Here is a 15,164-nt window from a genome sequence, read left to right as displayed (position 1 = left end):
ATGGACGAAGGTCTACGTTTCGCGATCCGTGAAGGTGGCCGTACAGTAGGTGCTGGTGTTGTTGCTAAGATCTTCGATTAATTCATAACGAATTAAACGAAATCTTGCACTGTTCTTCTTTTTGAAGAAAGCGCACCGAAAAGGGAAGCTTAGGCTTCCCTTTTTCATTTCTAGATTACATTTAGTTATAAGTGTTGAAATAAAAGACGTCACTTTTTCGATTTAAAAACAGAGTTTTACCGGCTTTGTTTCTTAACGCTTTTACTCACCCCTCTTAACCCTTTGATCTTTTCCTGCAGCGGTAAAATCGTTATAACCAAATATTCTGAGCGGACACCATAATGCGACTGGTAACAAGAACTATTCTTGTTTATATTGTTTGTCACAGATTAGTTTTATAGGTTTTTTGAGTATGTACGTTTGTCTTTGCCATGGTGTCTCCGACAAAAAAATTAGGAAGTTGGCGATAGATGAAGGCGTAACAGATATTAAAGGAATCAAAAAGTGCACGGCATTGGGCAGCCAATGTGGTAAGTGCATCAGACAGGCCAAGGAAATTTTAGCGGAAACTAGTTACACGGAATTTAAACAAGCCAGCTAATTGCTGTAAGTATGCAGTAATTATTTGCCTTACATTTTGACACCTTCTCATTTGCTTCTACATTTAAATGAAGCCAAAGAGGAGGGTTTTGTCATGAAAGGCGATCCAATCATCATTCAACATCTCAATAAAGTGCTCGGTAACGAGCTCGTCGCTATTAATCAGTATTTTCTTCACGCCCGAATGTATAAAGACTGGGGCTTAAAGCACCTAGCAGACAAGGAATATCACGAATCTATCGATGAGATGAAGCATGCCGATCATCTAATTGAGCGTATTTTGTTCCTTGAAGGCCTACCGAACCTACAAGATTTAGGTAAGTTGATGATTGGTGAAGATACCAAGGAAATGCTCGAGTGTGACTTAAAGCTTGAAATGGCGGCTATTCCAGATTTAAAAGATGCGATTGCCTACGCTGAAGACATTCGAGATTATGTGTCTCGAGATCTCTTCCAAGATATTCTTGAAGATGAAGAAGAACATGTTGATTGGCTAGAGACGCAACTTGGCTTGATTGAAATGTCTGGTATTGAGAATTATCTCCAAGCGCAATACGTGGACGAAGAGTAACGATACTTTCTAAGTTTGCATACTCCAATAATAGTAATAAGAAAGAGCACCTGACTCGAAAATCGGGTGCTTAACCCCGTTATCTGGTCTAATCTCTTTTATTATCGGCTTTTTAAGGATATTGCTCGCAATCTTGCCTATGAAGTTTGATTTCTATCCGATAGAATTTATGCCCCCTTACCTAAAAATAAAAAAGAGAAACGTCCATGTCTGAAGACAACCACCAAGCAGCCACTCAAGAAGAAGAACATCGCCAAAAAGCATTGGATTACCATGCTTATCCAACTCCAGGAAAGATTGCTGTCGAACTGACAAAGCCTGCGGAAACGGCGGGTGATCTTGCCCTTGCTTACAGCCCTGGTGTTGCAGAGCCAGTGCGTGAAATCGCACAAAACCCGGATAACGTGTACAAGTACACTGCAAAAGGGAACATGGTTGCTGTTATTTCTAACGGTACCGCTATTCTAGGTCTAGGTAACCTAGGTCCACTTGCATCTAAGCCAGTGATGGAAGGTAAAGCGTTACTGTTTAAGCGTTTTGCAGGTCTTGACTCTATTGATATTGAAGTTAAGCACCGCACGATCGATGAATTTGTTGATACTGTTGCGAGCATTGCAGACACTTTTGGCGGTATCAACCTTGAAGATATTAAAGCACCAGACTGTTTTGAGATTGAAAAGCGTCTGATTGAACGTTGTGATGTACCAGTATTCCACGATGATCAACATGGTACTGCTATTGTAACGGCAGCGGGTATGCTGAATGCAATCGAACTTCAAGGTAAGAAACTTGAAGATTCAACAATTGTTTGTCTTGGCGCTGGCGCTGCCGCTGTAGCGTGTATGGAGCTTCTGATCAAATGCGGCGCAATGCGCGAAAAAATCTACATGCTAGATCGCAAAGGTGTGATTCACACTCGTCGTGATGATCTTAATGAATATAAGCAGCTATTTGCGAACAATACAGATAAGCGCACACTAGAAGACGTGATTGAAGGTGCAGATCTGTTCCTAGGTGTATCTGGTCCAAACCTATTGCCAGCGGAAGCGTTGAAGTTGATGGCAGATAAGCCAATCGTATTCGCATGTTCTAACCCGGATCCTGAAATCAAGCCGGAACTTGCTCACGCAGTTCGTGATGACTTGATCATGGGTACTGGCCGTAGTGATTATCCTAACCAAGTTAACAACGTATTGTGTTTCCCATTCATTTTCCGCGGTGCTCTTGATGTGCGTGCAAGTGAAATCAATGATGAAATGAAACTTGCAGCCGTTGAGGCGATTCGTGAGCTAGCAAAAGAGCCTGTACCTGAAGCCGTATTGAAGGCTGCAGGTGTTGATAAGCTAGAGTTTGGTGCGGACTATATTATTCCAAAACCAATGGATTCACGTTTGCTACCACGTGTTGCAAAAGCGGTTGCTCAGGCGGCGGTTAATTCAGGTGTAGCTCGTATCGAGATGCCTGAAAACTACATGGCAGAGTAATATATCTTTCAGATGTGATACACAAAAATGGGACGCTATTGCGTCCCATTTTTTATGTCATTCATTTGGCTCGAGGCAAGAGTTATTACCTGAAACCTCTTATCAGGCTTTTTTATTCTTCGTCGAATGACTCAAATTCGATGCCCATTTCCGTCATCAGCGCTTTTACTTCTGTTGGAATATCATCAGGACGGTCTTTACGAAGGTCTTCATCTGTCGGAAGTGGCTGACCTGTGTACGCGTGCAAAAATGCCTCGCATAGCAATTCGCTATTGGTTGCATGGCGTAAGTTATTGATCTGACGGCGAGTACGCTCATCAGTTAGCACCTTTAAAACTTTTAGCGGGATAGAGACGGTAATTTTTTTTACTTGTTCGCTTTTTTTGCCGTGCTCTGCATATGGGCTAATGTATTCGCCATTCCAGTCAGCCATTGCACACCTTCATTTATGTAATCGGTTAAAAATAATTTAGGTGCTGATTTTAGCTGCATTTACCGCCATAAGCAAAGACATATAGACGTCTAGAAGTGTTGACGTCTCATTTTTTGACGAGTAAAGTGAACATAACAGCAAAGGAAGCGTGTTGATCACTTTATGTTGCTCATTAGATATAGCGCATTCCTATTTAGAAGTCATTACCCGTGAAAGGATACACCCATGAGCACTCGCAAACCTGCGACCATTGCAGTACGCACTGGTATTGAATCAGACAGCCAATATCATGCTGTCGTTCCACCTATTTATCTTTCCACTAACTATGGTTTTCCTGCTTTTGGTGAAGTGCCCAAGTATGATTACACACGATCTGGTAATCCAAATCGCGGACTGTTGGAAAGTGCGCTATCTGAACTCGAGTCTGGAAAAGGAGCGGTTGTTACTAACTGCGGTACGTCGGCATTAAATTTATGGGTTTCCGCTTTTCTCGGCCCAGATGATCTCATTATTGCTCCTCACGATTGTTATGGTGGTACCTATCGTCTTTTTAATACCCGAGCTAACAAAGGCGATTTTAAGGTTCAGTTTGTCGATCAATCAGACGAACAGGCTTTAGATGCTGCATTGGCACAAAAACCAAAACTCATTTTGCTAGAAACTCCGTCAAATCCTCTGGTTCGCGTAGTGGATATTGCAGCTACTTGTGAAAAAGCGAAACAAGTCGGCGCGTTAGTTGCGGTGGACAATACCTTTTTGACACCCGTGTACCAAAAACCTTTAGAGCTAGGTGCGGATTTTGTTATCCACTCCACAACAAAGTACATCAACGGTCATTCGGACGTAATTGGTGGGGTAATCATCACCAACACAGAAGCGCATGCAGAAGAGCTTGCATGGTGGGGCAATTGTATTGGTGCAACGGGCACACCATTCGATAGTTACATGACACTGCGAGGTATTCGTACGCTTGGTGCTCGTATGAGAGTACATGAAGAGAGCTCACAGCAGGTACTGGCTTACCTACAGAAACAAGCGTTAGTTAAAACTATCTATCATCCAAGCCTGCCGGAACATCCAGGTCATGACATCGCTAAAAAGCAGCAAACGGGCTTTGGCTCTATGTTGAGTTTTGAGTTTTCTGGTTCGTTTGAACAGTTAAAGGTGTTTGTGAAAGAGCTCCAACTGTTTTCATTAGCAGAGTCATTAGGTGGTGTAGAAAGTTTGATTTGCCACCCAGCATCCATGACGCACCGTGCAATGGGTGAGGAGGCGCTGGCGGAGGCTGGGGTCTCTCATCAACTATTGCGTTTGTCTGTCGGTTTGGAAGATGCACAAGACCTCATCACAGATTTAGAACAAGCGTTCGCTAAAGCTACCCAGTAATAGGAGACGATAACAATGACTGTACAACGTCAGCTGCATAAGTTTGGTGGCAGTAGCTTAGCAAACCCAGAATGCTACTTACGCGTTGTGGGTATTCTCAAGGAGTATTCGACAGAAAATGATCTTGTGGTCGTCTCTGCTGCAGGAAAAACCACTAATCGCTTGATTGAGTTTTTGGAAGGGTTAAATAAAGATGGCCGAATTGCGCATGAAGCGCTTCAAAGCTTAAGACAGTTTCAAACTGAGCTAATAGAAAGCTTGTTGGAGAGTGAAGCAAAAGAAGAGCTGTTAGCTTTATTACATGATGAGTTCAGTACTCTCTCGGAGCTGACTGCACCACTCACTAATGCGCAAAAAGCTGCGGTACTGGGACACGGAGAAGTATGGTCTGCTCGCCTATTGGCCGCGTTATTATCTCAACGTTCTATCCCTGCGGTTGCACAAGATGCACGAGCGTTTTTACGTGCAGAAGCGGGAACTCAACCAGAGGTTGATCGCGCTCGTTCATACCCTTTAATTAAAGAGATCCTCGCGCAGCATAACCATAAACGTGTGGTAATTACTGGCTTTATGGCTCAGAACGAGGCAGGAGAAACCATTCTACTTGGTCGTAACGGCTCTGACTATTCTGCAACGGTCATAGGCGCGCTTGCTGAAGTCAGTACTGTCACGATTTGGAGTGATGTTGCTGGTGTCTATAGTGCCGATCCACGTTTGGTGTCTGACGCTTGTTTATTACCGTTACTTCGATTGGATGAAGCCAGTGAACTTGCTCGCTTAGCTGCCCCAGTGCTACACAGTCGTACGCTTCAGCCTGTGGCGCAAAGTACCATGGACCTTAATCTCAAGTGTAGCTATCTGCCAGAGTCGGGTTCTACTCGTATTGAGCGTGTATTGGCATCTGGTCGTGGCGCTAAAATTATTACTTCACTGGATGATGTTTTATTGGTGCAGTTGTCTTTCATGCATGGGCACGACTTCGAAAAAACACAGAGTGATGTATTACAAGCGTTGCAGCGCGCGCAATTAGAGCCACTGGCATTTGAAGCTCAATCCGATCAGCACACGCTACGCTTGGCTTACACCGCAGAAATCGCCGGTGGTGCATTGAAACACTTGCAAGAGCTTGCGGTAGAGGCAGAAATTAAGCTAAAAGAAGGTTACTCGCTCTTAGCTGCGGTAGGTGCAGGCGTTACGAAAAACGCCAATCATTGCTTTGGCTTTTATCAGAAGCTAAAGCACTCTCCGGTAGAATTTATCTCTGAAACAGACTCAGGACTGAGCCTAGTCGCTGTTTTGCGCCGTACTGATACCGAGGCGTTGGTTCAAACGATTCATAGCCAGTTGTTCCAAGCGCAAAAACGCGTGGCAGTGGCTTTATGTGGCAAGGGTAATATTGGTTCTAGTTGGTTAAATTTATTTGCGACGCAAAAAAGTGAGCTCGAAAAACGTCATGGTATGAGCTTTGATCTTGTCGCGGTTGTGGATAGCCAAACCTATTGGTTCGATGAGCAAGGTATTGAGGCGGCGAGTGTTGCTGAACGATTTGATGATGAAAGCATAGCAAACAATGGGGATTGGCTGGCACGTTTGGGAGCACTTAAAAGCTATGATGAAGCCGTCGTGCTAGATGTTACCGCGAGTAAAGAGTTAGCTCAGCGCTACGTAGAAATCGCACAGCAAGGCATTCATTTGATTTCCGCTAACAAAGTGGCCGGTTCCGCAGATAGTCAGTACTACCATCAGGTTCAAGATGCATTCGCTAAAGTTGGTCGTCATTGGCTATACAACGCAACGGTTGGTGCTGGGTTACCGATAAACCATACCGTGCGAGATCTTCGTGAAAGTGGGGATGAAATCGTCGCTCTATCGGGGATTTTCTCGGGGACGTTATCATGGCTGTTCCAACAGTTTGATGGTTCTGTACCATTTAATGATTTAGTCGATCTTGCTTGGCAGCAAGGGTTAACCGAACCTGACCCTCGTTCTGATTTAGATGGCTCCGATGTAATGCGTAAGTTAGTCATCTTGGCTCGAGAATCGGGCCTAGATATAGAACCAGACAGCGTTAAAGTTGAGTCTTTAGTGCCAGAAGAATTAAGAGAACTGAGCTTAGATGATTTCTTCGATAATGGAGCGTTGTTGAGTGAAATACTTCAAGAGCGTCTGACAAAAGCACAGAGAAACGATCAAGTGCTTCGCTATGTGGCGCGTTTAGAAAAAAATGGTAAAGCAACGGTGGGAGTCGAAGCGTTGTCTCGTGAGCACGCGCTCGCCAACTTATTGCCATGCGATAACATTTTTGCCATAGAGAGCAAGTGGTACAAAGATAACCCTCTGGTCATTCGAGGACCAGGCGCAGGCAGAGAAGTGACAGCCGGCGCTATTCAATCCGACCTCAACCGATTGGCTGGTTTATTTTAAAGTTGCGATTGACCTAAAAACCCTGGAATTAATCCAGGGTTTTTTATTCCCCTATCAGTGCCATACTGAAGTCATAACCCGTGCAAAATGGCGAGATGATGCTCAAGTAGAAACTTGAACTATCTTCATTATTAACTTGAGAAAAATTCATAATTACAAGGTTGACATTAAATCGTATTCAATACATTCTGTAGACATATAGACGTCTAAACGTCGATTTTAAGGATTTGTTTTCGTGGCGGAGTGCCGCAGGGAGAGTAAGATGGGATATACGCACGCAGGCCATATCGACGCCTTGAACCAGAATATTGCTGAGTTATCAGATAACATCAATGTATCGTTTGAGTTTTTTCCGCCAAGCAGCGCTAAGATGGAAGAAACACTTTGGAATTCAGTGCACCGTCTTAAAACGCTTCAACCTAAATTTGTTTCTGTGACTTACGGTGCGAACTCCGGCGAGCGTGACAGAACACACTCCATCATTAAAGAAATTAAAGCAACAACCGGATTGGTTGCCGCTCCCCATCTCACTTGTATTGATGCGACTCGTGAAGAGTTGATTAATATTGCCGATGATTATTGGAACAATGGTATTGAAAATATCGTCGCTCTGCGTGGTGATATTCCTCCAGGTGGCGGTGCGCCTGATATGTATGCCTCGGATTTGGTTGAGCTGCTGAAATCACGCCACGATTTCGATATCTCCGTTGCTGCATTCCCTGAGGTTCACCCTGAAGCTAAAAGCGCTCAGTCTGACTTATTGAACCTAAAACGTAAGGTAGATGCAGGTGCAAACCGTGCTATTACTCAGTTCTTTTTTGACGTTGAGTCTTACCTGCGATTCCGTGACCGTTGTGTCGCAGCAGGAATTGACGTAGAAATTGTGCCAGGAATTTTGCCTGTATCGAACTTTAAGCAAGCGTCTCGCTTTGCGGCACAGAACAATGTGAAAGTACCAGGATGGATGAGCAAACAATTCGATGGCTTGGATGATGATCCGGTGACTCGCCAGCTTGTAGGAGCTAGCCAAGCTATTGATATGGTGCGTGTACTGAGTCGTGAAGGGGTTAAGGACTTTCACTTCTACACACTAAACCGTGCAGAGATGACTTACGCGTTATGTCATACGTTGGGTGTTCGTCCTCGCGCAGTAGTCGGTGCGTAAATCTGGTTTCAAAAGGATAAAAGGCTTGCCAAGTGGCAAGCCTTTTTCGTTTTATCAAAGCAAAAGGAGTTTAACCAATCACTTCAAGTTCAGTTAGAACTTCTTCTGCCCAAGTGATCCAAGTTTCACGTAACAGAAGGTTACGGCGAAGCGTTAGACGTTCTAGGCGAGCTTGTTTATCTAAAGTTGACGGCGTTGCGTAGTAAGCAGCTTCAATTTCTTTGTAGTGAGAAACCAGTTTGCGAGACTCTTCAACTAGCTCGGCGAGTTGGTCACGGAATGGAGCTGCAGGTTGAACGGCACATGCCATCAATTTCGCTGAAAACTCATCACGAACTGTTGGGTGTGCAGTTGGTTGATCAAACCACTCTCCTAAAGCGCTGCGACCAGCGTCTGTAATGGAGTAAACCTTGCGGTCTGGTTTGCCTTCTTGGGGTTCTAATACGCAAGTAACCAGTTCTTTCTCAGCCATTTTGTTGAGTTCACGGTACACCTGTTGGTGGCTTGCTTTCCAGAAGTAACCGATGCTAGCAGAGAATTCTTTAGTGATGTCGTAACCGGTTGCGTCGCGAGTGCTAAGAACAGTTAAGATTACGTGTGGTAATGACATGTCTTCAATCCAAATGGTCAATAAACTTGTAAACAAGCTACTTATACTTTCAGCTGCGCTCTTACTGGCACTTGAGTTTTTTAATGTATAAGTAGCACCAACAATGTTGGTCCTGTCACCTTAAAGCCGTTTATCACCTAGAGAGATGGGGAGTCCCATCAAGGCTGGAGCAGGTATGATTGGATTTATGAGCTCTCAGCAGGCAAGTAGTATATAAATAATAAGCATGAAGTGGAATAGTAGGACAAAATTACCCTAAAAAACTAACATAATAATCAATAGTGTTAACTTGTGGTTTTTTGTTCTTTTATTTTGGTATTTTTTGGGTCTCTAGTAGTTTATTAAACTGCTTTTGTTTTGGTGCGATTATCCTGTGATAAAAAAAGCTGAGCATTTGCCCAGCTTTTTATTAAAAATGAAACGATTAGCCTGTGTTGCGCATACCAGCAGCAATACCAGCAATCGTCACCATCAACGCTTCTTCCAAGTTTGCAGAGGCTTCTTCGGTTTGACGCGTGCGGTATAGCAGCTCTGCTTGTAGCATATTCAATGGCTCAACGTAGATATTGCGTAAGCGAATCGACTCGAGTCCCCAAGGGTCATGCTGCATCAAGTTTTCATTGTTCTCTACATTCAGTACCGCTTTGATGTCTTCTTGAAGCTGAGCACGAAGTTTTTCACCGAGTGGACGGAGCGACTCATCCACCAATCGCTCATCGTAGTAGCGAGAGATATCAATATTACACTTCGAGTACACCATCTCTAGCATGCCGAGACGAGTAGAGAAAAACGGCCATTCGCGGCACATCTCTTCGAGCAATGCTTGGTGGCCTTTATCGATCGAGTATTGAATCGCTTCACCTGCGCCTAGCCATGCAGGAAGTACCAAACGGTTTTGACTCCATGAGAAGATCCACGGGATTGCACGTAAGCTTTCTACTCCGCCCTTAGGGTTGCGTTTTGCAGGACGAGAACCAAGTGGCAACTTGCCGAGTTCGAGTTCTGGTGTTGCTTGGCGGAAGTAAGGCACGAAATCTGGCTCGCCACGAACCACATTTCGGTAAGACTCACAGCTTACTTCTGATAGCACTTCCATCAAGTCGCGCCATTCTTGTTTTGGCTCTGGTGGCGGTAACAAGTTGGCTTCCAGAATCGCACTTGCGTATAGGTTAAAGCTGTTTACTGCGACATCTGGGAGTCCCAGTTTAAAGCGGATCATCTCGCCTTGCTCTGTTACACGTAAACCGCCTTTCAAGCTTTTTGGTGGTTGCGACAAAAGCGCAGCATGCGCAGGTGCGCCACCGCGACCGACTGTACCCCCACGACCATGGAATAAAGTTAGCTCAACGCCTTCTTCTTCAGCTACTTTAACTAACGATTCCATCGCATGATACTGAGCCCAACCTGCAGACATAACACCTGCATCTTTCGCTGAGTCAGAGTAACCAATCATGACCATCTGGTGGTTTTGGATAAAACCACGGTAAAGGTCAATCCCCATAAGCTGCTTGATGACCGATTCTGCGTTGTTCAAATCGTCTAGCGTTTCGAACAGAGGACACACATCCATGCGGTAAGGGCAACCAGCTTCTTGTAGCAGTAGATGAACGGCTAGTACGTCAGAGGCGGTACGTGCCATTGAAATAACGTAAGCGCCAAACGCTTCACGCGGTTGTGCTGCAACAATCTTACAGGTATCCAAAACCTCTTTGACGGGTTCAGACGGTTCCCAATCACGAGGGAGAAGCGGACGTTTAGATGCCAGCTCGTTAGTTAGAAAAGCAATCTTATCTTGCTCACTCCATTGTTCGTAATCACCAATACCTAAGTAGCGAGTTAGTTCAGACAAGACGTCTGAGTGACGCGTGCTCTCTTGGCGGATATCAAGACGTACAAGATGGATACCAAATGCTTTTACGCGGCGTAGTGTATCCAGTAGTGAGCCGTTGGCTATTACACCCATGCCACATTCGTTTAGTGACTGGTAGCAGGCATACAGCGGTTCCCAAAGTTGCTCGACTTTTTGCAGTGGTGCTTTAACGGCCAGTTTTTGACCGTGGATCTTAGCATCGAGAATATCTTTGGTTTCATTGAGCAGAGTGCGTAATTGCTTCAGGATCGCACGGTATGGTTCGTGCTGATCTTCGCCAGCAAGTTCACGGACTTGATCGTTTGAAACTGTCATAGACAGCTCGCTGATCAACTCGTTGATGTCATTGAGATAAAGATCGGCGGCTTTCCAACGAGACAATAGTAAGACTTCACGCGTAACGTTGTGAGTAACAAACGGGTTACCGTCACGGTCACCGCCCATCCAAGAGGAGAAGTGCACTGGGCGAGCATCAATGGGTAAACCTTCTCCAAGGTAAGATTTTAGACGGTCATTCATCTCACGTAGGAAGTCCGGTACTGCTTCCCATAGAGAGTTTTCAACGACCGCAAAGCCCCACTTTGCTTCATCCAACGGAGTAGGGCGTTGTTGTCGAATCACGTCTGAATGCCAGCCTTGGGCAATCAGTTGCTCTAGGCGGCGTTCGGTTTTTCTGCGCTCTTTAGAAGAAAGATCGCTTAGCTCCAACTTTGATAAGCACTCGTTTATCTTGACCAGTTTGTTGATCATCGTACGGCGCGTAATTTCTGTTGGGTGAGCCGTCAATACCAATTCAATATTCAGATCACGAACCGCTTGGGCAGTGTCCAGTTTGCTCACATCGTTTTGTACCAGTTTAGAAAACAGCGAGTTAATCGCGTCTGGTTCACAAATGTGCTCTTCACAATGGCGTGAAATCGTGTGGTATTGCTCAGCGATATTGGTGAGGTTTAGAAATTGGTTAAACGCGCGAGTAACGGGCGTTAGCTGCTCATCAGGTAGATGTTTGATTTCTTCGATCAAGCTGTCCCTGTCTGCTTGATTCCCTGCTTGAGCTGATTTGGATAATTTACGAATGGTTTCCACTTTCTCGAAGATTTCTTCGCCATGGGCATCGCGAATGGTGTTACCCAATAAGTGGCCTAACATGCGCACATTACTTTTGAGTGCGGCGTATTTCTCGTTCATTGTCGTCCTGCCTCGTAAAAAAACTACATCCATTGTCCTTGTTAAGACTCCAATCTAGCGAAAAGCACCAGTTATAGTCAAATAAAGCAGACTAAGTTTGCAATTATTCCGCTGTCTCCTGATTTAGAGCAAATTTACGGCAGCCATAGAGTAAGAAGTGAAAATTAATTACAAAATAACAAGTTAAATAAGTGTTAAGACTAGCGCTAAATTGTGAAGATAAAAAGATGCAGCTCAATCGAGCTGCACAGACTTTCGAGCTTAAACGCGTATTAACAGCAGTACTTGACCATCGCCTTTGAAAGCACATCAATTGTGGGGTCGATAAAGTCGAAGGATAGAAACTCATCCGGTTGATGGGCTTGGTCGATTGACCCAGGGCCGAGCACCAAGGTTGGACACAACTGCTGTAGAAATGGTGCTTCAGTACAGTAGTTCACGGTTTCTGAACTAGTTTGGCAAATCTCTTCAACACCACCAATAAATGGGTGGTCATGTTGGCATTCGTAACCCGGAATAGGCTCATGCAATGGAATAATATCCAGTCTCCCTGGCCATTTCGCTTCGACTTCTTTTAATGCTCCGCGCAACATGTTCTCTAAACCATCAAGGCTAATGCCAGGAAGAGGACGCACGTCGTAATGCAGCTCACAGCAACCACAAATACGGTTAGCGCTGTCACCACCGTGAATGTGTCCAAGGTTTAGGGTAGGGCTTGGAATGGCAAAACCCGGATGGTGATATTCTTTAATCAATTTGTCACGCAGTTGCATCATGGCGAACATGACTTCATGCATGATCTCAATAGCGTTAACGCCAAGCGCTGGGTCCGATGAATGACCGGACTTGCCTGTTACGCGAATGGCATTTGCCACATGCCCTTTATGACCTCGAATTGGCACAAGGCTGGTGGGTTCACCAATGATGCAGTAATCCGGCTTAAATGGGGCGTTTGCTGTGAAATGTCGCGCGCCCAACATGGTGGTCTCTTCGTCACAAGTGGCTAATACGTAAAGTGGTTTGCTCTGCTTGCTCCAATCGACTTTCTTCACTGCTTCATAAATAAAGGCGAAAAAGCCTTTCATGTCTGCTGTGCCTAAACCGTAGAAGCGGTTGTCTTTTTCCGTCAGTTTATGCGGATCAAAATTCCATCGCCCTTGATCGAATGGCACGGTATCACTATGGCCAGCAAGTAAAAGGCCACCTTCTCCCTCTCCCATACGTGCGATCATATTGTGCTTGCCTGGCTCGACTTCGATCACTTCAACGCTAAAACCCAGATCTTTAAACCAAGATGCGAGTTTTTCGATGACTTTTGCATTGCCCTGATCCCAGCTCGGATCCGTGGAGCTGATAGAAGAGGTGCTGATGAGTCCTTCATAGACCTCTAGAAAAGTTGGTAATTGCATGGATTCTTCAAATCTCCTGTTGACAGACAGACCACAAAAATGTAAAACACATATTAAATCATATTTAATGAATAAAAAATCAAAATAAAGCAAAAATTAAATATGAATAGTCATTTGAGCCTTTAAGTATATGGATGTTACACAATGCTAAAAACCACGATTATTGGAGCCAGCGGTTACACCGGCGCAGAGTTAGCGTTAATGGTTAATAAACACCCACAACTCACGCTATCAGGTTTATACGTTTCCGCCAACAGTGTTGATGCGGGAAAGAGCATCGCGCAGCTGCACGGTAAGCTAGCGGGCATCATTGATATGCCAGTTTTACCACTAACGGATCCACTGCAAATCGCTCAAGAATCGGACGTGGTGTTTTTGGCAACGGCTCACGAAGTCAGCCATGATTTAGCCCCAACTTTCTTGGAGGCAGGCTGTCAGGTATTCGATTTATCGGGTGCATTCCGTGTGAAAAGTGAAGGCTTTTACGACACTTTTTATGGCTTCGAACATCAACATAACAACTGGCTAGATAAAGCAGCATACGGCTTAGCAGAGTGGAACCAAGAATCAATAAAAACCACTCCTTTGATTGCAGTAGCAGGTTGCTACCCAACCGCTTCACAGCTTGCAATCAAACCTTTATTAGAACATGCGTTGCTCGATACCAACCAATGGCCAGTGATCAACGCAACCAGTGGTGTATCAGGTGCAGGGCGTAAAGCCTCCATGGTTAACAGCTTCTGTGAAGTGAGCTTGCAACCTTATGGTGTATTTAACCATCGTCACCAGCCAGAGATTGCTCAGCACTTGGGTTGCGATGTGATTTTTACTCCGCACCTCGGCAACTTTAAACGCGGCATTCTTGCCACTATCACCATGAAGCTTGCGCAAGGTGTGACAGAAGCACAAGTGGCACAGGCGTTTGAACAAGCTTATCAAGGCAAGCCTGCGGTGCGTCTTAAAGGCGACGGTATTCCACGTATTCAGGATGTCGAAAATACCCCTTTCTGTGATATCGGCTGGAAGGTACAAGGCGAACACATCATTGTGATTTCAGCTATCGACAACCTACTTAAAGGTGCATCGAGTCAAGCGATGCAATGTCTCAATATTCATTACGGTTACCCAGAACTGACAGCGTTGCTGTAGTCGTTGAAAGAGGGAAATGCGATGACGCAAACCAATCAAGCTCCTTTAGTCATTAAGCTAGGTGGTGCAGCTCTATCATGCACTCAAACCTTAAGCCAACTTTTTGGTGCCATTGCGGCTTACCAAAAATCGGCACAGCGACAAATCGCCATCGTTCATGGCGGTGGCTACCTAGTTGATGAGTTGATGGCAAAGCTTCAGCTTGAAACCGTTAAGAAAAACGGTTTACGCGTAACGCCTTACGATCAAATTCCTGTGATTGCAGGCGCGCTTGCAGGCACTGCGAATAAGTTACTTCAAGGTCAAGCGATTGCGGACGGTCTTAACGCTGTGGGCCTTAGCCTTGCGGATGGTGGTTTGTGTCTTGTTGAAGAACTTGACCCAGAACTCGGCGCGGTAGGCAAAGCATCACCGGGTGACTCAGCACTATTACAAGCGGTGCTAAACACAGGTGCACTGCCGATCATCAGTTCAATTGGTTTAACCAAAGATGGCCAGATGATGAATGTGAATGCTGATCAAGCAGCAGTCGCGGTTGCGGGCGCATTAGATGCGGAGTTAGTCCTGTTATCAGACGTGAGTGGTGTATTAGATGGAAAAGGCCATTTGATCAAAACCCTGTCAGAGCAGCAAGCTAACTCGTTGATCGATGGACATGTGATCACCGATGGCATGATCGTCAAAGTTAAAGCCGCTTTGGAGGCCGCCAATGATCTTGGCCGTCCAATTGAAGTCGCGACCTGGCGTTACCCAGAAAAATTAGCACAGTTATTCGCTGGTGAAAGTATTGGTACTCAATTCTTGCCTCAATAAGCATCAGCAAAAGAATTCAATATTAGGAAGTCGTAGTTGGCACTGACCGCCGAGCGCAGCGC

12 protein-coding genes and 1 pseudogene are annotated in these 15,164 nt (G+C 45.1%); 9 read left to right on the top strand and 4 right to left on the bottom strand.

Features of this window, described 5'->3' with window-relative positions; genetic code table 11:
* The 4 genes and pseudogenes from R7Z47_RS22415 to R7Z47_RS22400 form a co-directional block, all read left to right on the top strand.
* Window positions 1-81: pseudogene (locus tag R7Z47_RS22415) on the top strand (elongation factor Tu); the annotation flags it as partial.
* Between the two features lie 331 nt (window positions 82-412).
* Window positions 413-601, top strand: a complete 189-nt coding sequence (locus tag R7Z47_RS22410) for a (2Fe-2S)-binding protein (RefSeq protein ID WP_005381360.1) — start codon at window positions 413-415, stop codon at window positions 599-601.
* A gap of 93 nt (window positions 602-694) precedes the next feature.
* Window positions 695-1,171 carry a bacterioferritin gene (bfr, locus tag R7Z47_RS22405; RefSeq protein WP_005381359.1) on the top strand — a complete coding sequence of 159 codons (477 nt, stop codon included), beginning with the start codon at window positions 695-697 and terminating at the stop codon, window positions 1,169-1,171.
* Between the two features lie 206 nt (window positions 1,172-1,377).
* Complete coding sequence (locus R7Z47_RS22400) at window positions 1,378-2,655, top strand: malic enzyme-like NAD(P)-binding protein (RefSeq protein ID WP_262607113.1); 1,278 nt, start codon at window positions 1,378-1,380, stop codon at window positions 2,653-2,655.
* A gap of 112 nt (window positions 2,656-2,767) precedes the next feature.
* On the opposite strand, the gene metJ is transcribed toward R7Z47_RS22400, so the two are convergent.
* Entirely contained in the window at window positions 2,768-3,088 is a 321-nt protein-coding gene (gene metJ / locus R7Z47_RS22395) for a met regulon transcriptional regulator MetJ (protein ID WP_005381353.1), read from the bottom strand.
* Between the two features lie 225 nt (window positions 3,089-3,313).
* Between metJ and R7Z47_RS22390 the strand changes: the two genes are divergently transcribed.
* The 3 genes from R7Z47_RS22390 (at window position 3,314) to metF (ending at window position 8,063) form a co-directional block, all read left to right on the top strand.
* The gene (locus R7Z47_RS22390; RefSeq protein ID WP_158174194.1) at window positions 3,314-4,474 is read left to right on the top strand and encodes an O-succinylhomoserine (thiol)-lyase; all 1,161 of its coding nucleotides are present in this window, start codon (window positions 3,314-3,316) and stop codon (window positions 4,472-4,474) included.
* Between the two features lie 15 nt (window positions 4,475-4,489).
* Window positions 4,490-6,898, top strand: a complete 2,409-nt coding sequence (locus R7Z47_RS22385; protein ID WP_222712628.1) for a bifunctional aspartate kinase/homoserine dehydrogenase II — start codon at window positions 4,490-4,492, stop codon at window positions 6,896-6,898.
* 262 nt (window positions 6,899-7,160) lie between these two features.
* Window positions 7,161-8,063 carry a methylenetetrahydrofolate reductase gene (gene metF / locus R7Z47_RS22380; RefSeq protein ID WP_005381345.1) on the top strand — a complete coding sequence of 301 codons (903 nt, stop codon included), beginning with the start codon at window positions 7,161-7,163 and terminating at the stop codon, window positions 8,061-8,063.
* 70 nt (window positions 8,064-8,133) lie between these two features.
* On the opposite strand, the gene R7Z47_RS22375 is transcribed toward metF, so the two are convergent.
* The 3 genes from R7Z47_RS22375 to argE form a co-directional block, all read right to left on the bottom strand.
* Window positions 8,134-8,673, bottom strand: a complete 540-nt coding sequence (locus R7Z47_RS22375) for a PadR family transcriptional regulator (RefSeq protein ID WP_005382791.1) — start codon at window positions 8,671-8,673, stop codon at window positions 8,134-8,136.
* 424 nt (window positions 8,674-9,097) lie between these two features.
* On the bottom strand, window positions 9,098-11,731 hold the full coding sequence (ppc, locus tag R7Z47_RS22370; RefSeq protein ID WP_005381336.1) for a phosphoenolpyruvate carboxylase: 2,634 nt from the start codon (window positions 11,729-11,731) through the stop codon (window positions 9,098-9,100).
* Between the two features lie 272 nt (window positions 11,732-12,003).
* Window positions 12,004-13,140 (bottom strand): acetylornithine deacetylase, encoded by a 1,137-nt coding sequence (gene argE / locus R7Z47_RS22365; RefSeq protein ID WP_262607114.1) that lies wholly within the window; start codon window positions 13,138-13,140, stop codon window positions 12,004-12,006.
* Window positions 13,141-13,284: 144 nt separating this feature from the next.
* Between argE and argC the strand changes: the two genes are divergently transcribed.
* A complete protein-coding gene (gene argC, locus R7Z47_RS22360; RefSeq protein WP_005382790.1) occupies window positions 13,285-14,289 on the top strand; it encodes an N-acetyl-gamma-glutamyl-phosphate reductase in 1,005 nt (334 codons plus the stop codon).
* 21 nt (window positions 14,290-14,310) lie between these two features.
* Window positions 14,311-15,102 (top strand): acetylglutamate kinase, encoded by a 792-nt coding sequence (gene argB / locus R7Z47_RS22355; RefSeq protein WP_005381333.1) that lies wholly within the window; start codon window positions 14,311-14,313, stop codon window positions 15,100-15,102.
* Window positions 15,103-15,164: the final 62 nt, after the last annotated feature.

It is taken from the genome of Vibrio sp. 1641, from assembly GCF_033339995.1.
Classification (GTDB): Bacteria; Pseudomonadota; Gammaproteobacteria; order Enterobacterales; family Vibrionaceae; genus Vibrio; species Vibrio alginolyticus.
This window is presented reverse-complemented; position numbering and strand designations above follow the sequence as displayed.

Bases quoted from the DNA above. Each gene is read 5' to 3' on its own strand.
- metJ (WP_005381353.1), bottom strand. From the start codon at position 3,088: ATGGCTGACTGGAATGGCGAATACATTAGCCCATATGCAGAGCACGGC.
- R7Z47_RS22390 (WP_158174194.1), top strand. From the start codon at position 3,314: ATGAGCACTCGCAAACCTGCGACCATTGCAGTACGCACTGGTATTGAA.
- argB (WP_005381333.1), top strand. From the start codon at position 14,311: ATGACGCAAACCAATCAAGCTCCTTTAGTCATTAAGCTAGGTGGTGCA.
- R7Z47_RS22400 (WP_262607113.1), top strand. From the start codon at position 1,378: ATGTCTGAAGACAACCACCAAGCAGCCACTCAAGAAGAAGAACATCGC.
- argE (WP_262607114.1), bottom strand. From the start codon at position 13,140: ATGCAATTACCAACTTTTCTAGAGGTCTATGAAGGACTCATCAGCACC.
- argC (WP_005382790.1), top strand. From the start codon at position 13,285: ATGCTAAAAACCACGATTATTGGAGCCAGCGGTTACACCGGCGCAGAG.
- R7Z47_RS22385 (WP_222712628.1), top strand. From the start codon at position 4,490: ATGACTGTACAACGTCAGCTGCATAAGTTTGGTGGCAGTAGCTTAGCA.
- bfr (WP_005381359.1), top strand. From the start codon at position 695: ATGAAAGGCGATCCAATCATCATTCAACATCTCAATAAAGTGCTCGGT.
- metF (WP_005381345.1), top strand. From the start codon at position 7,161: ATGGGATATACGCACGCAGGCCATATCGACGCCTTGAACCAGAATATT.
- ppc (WP_005381336.1), bottom strand. From the start codon at position 11,731: ATGAACGAGAAATACGCCGCACTCAAAAGTAATGTGCGCATGTTAGGC.
- R7Z47_RS22410 (WP_005381360.1), top strand. From the start codon at position 413: ATGTACGTTTGTCTTTGCCATGGTGTCTCCGACAAAAAAATTAGGAAG.
- R7Z47_RS22375 (WP_005382791.1), bottom strand. From the start codon at position 8,673: ATGTCATTACCACACGTAATCTTAACTGTTCTTAGCACTCGCGACGCA.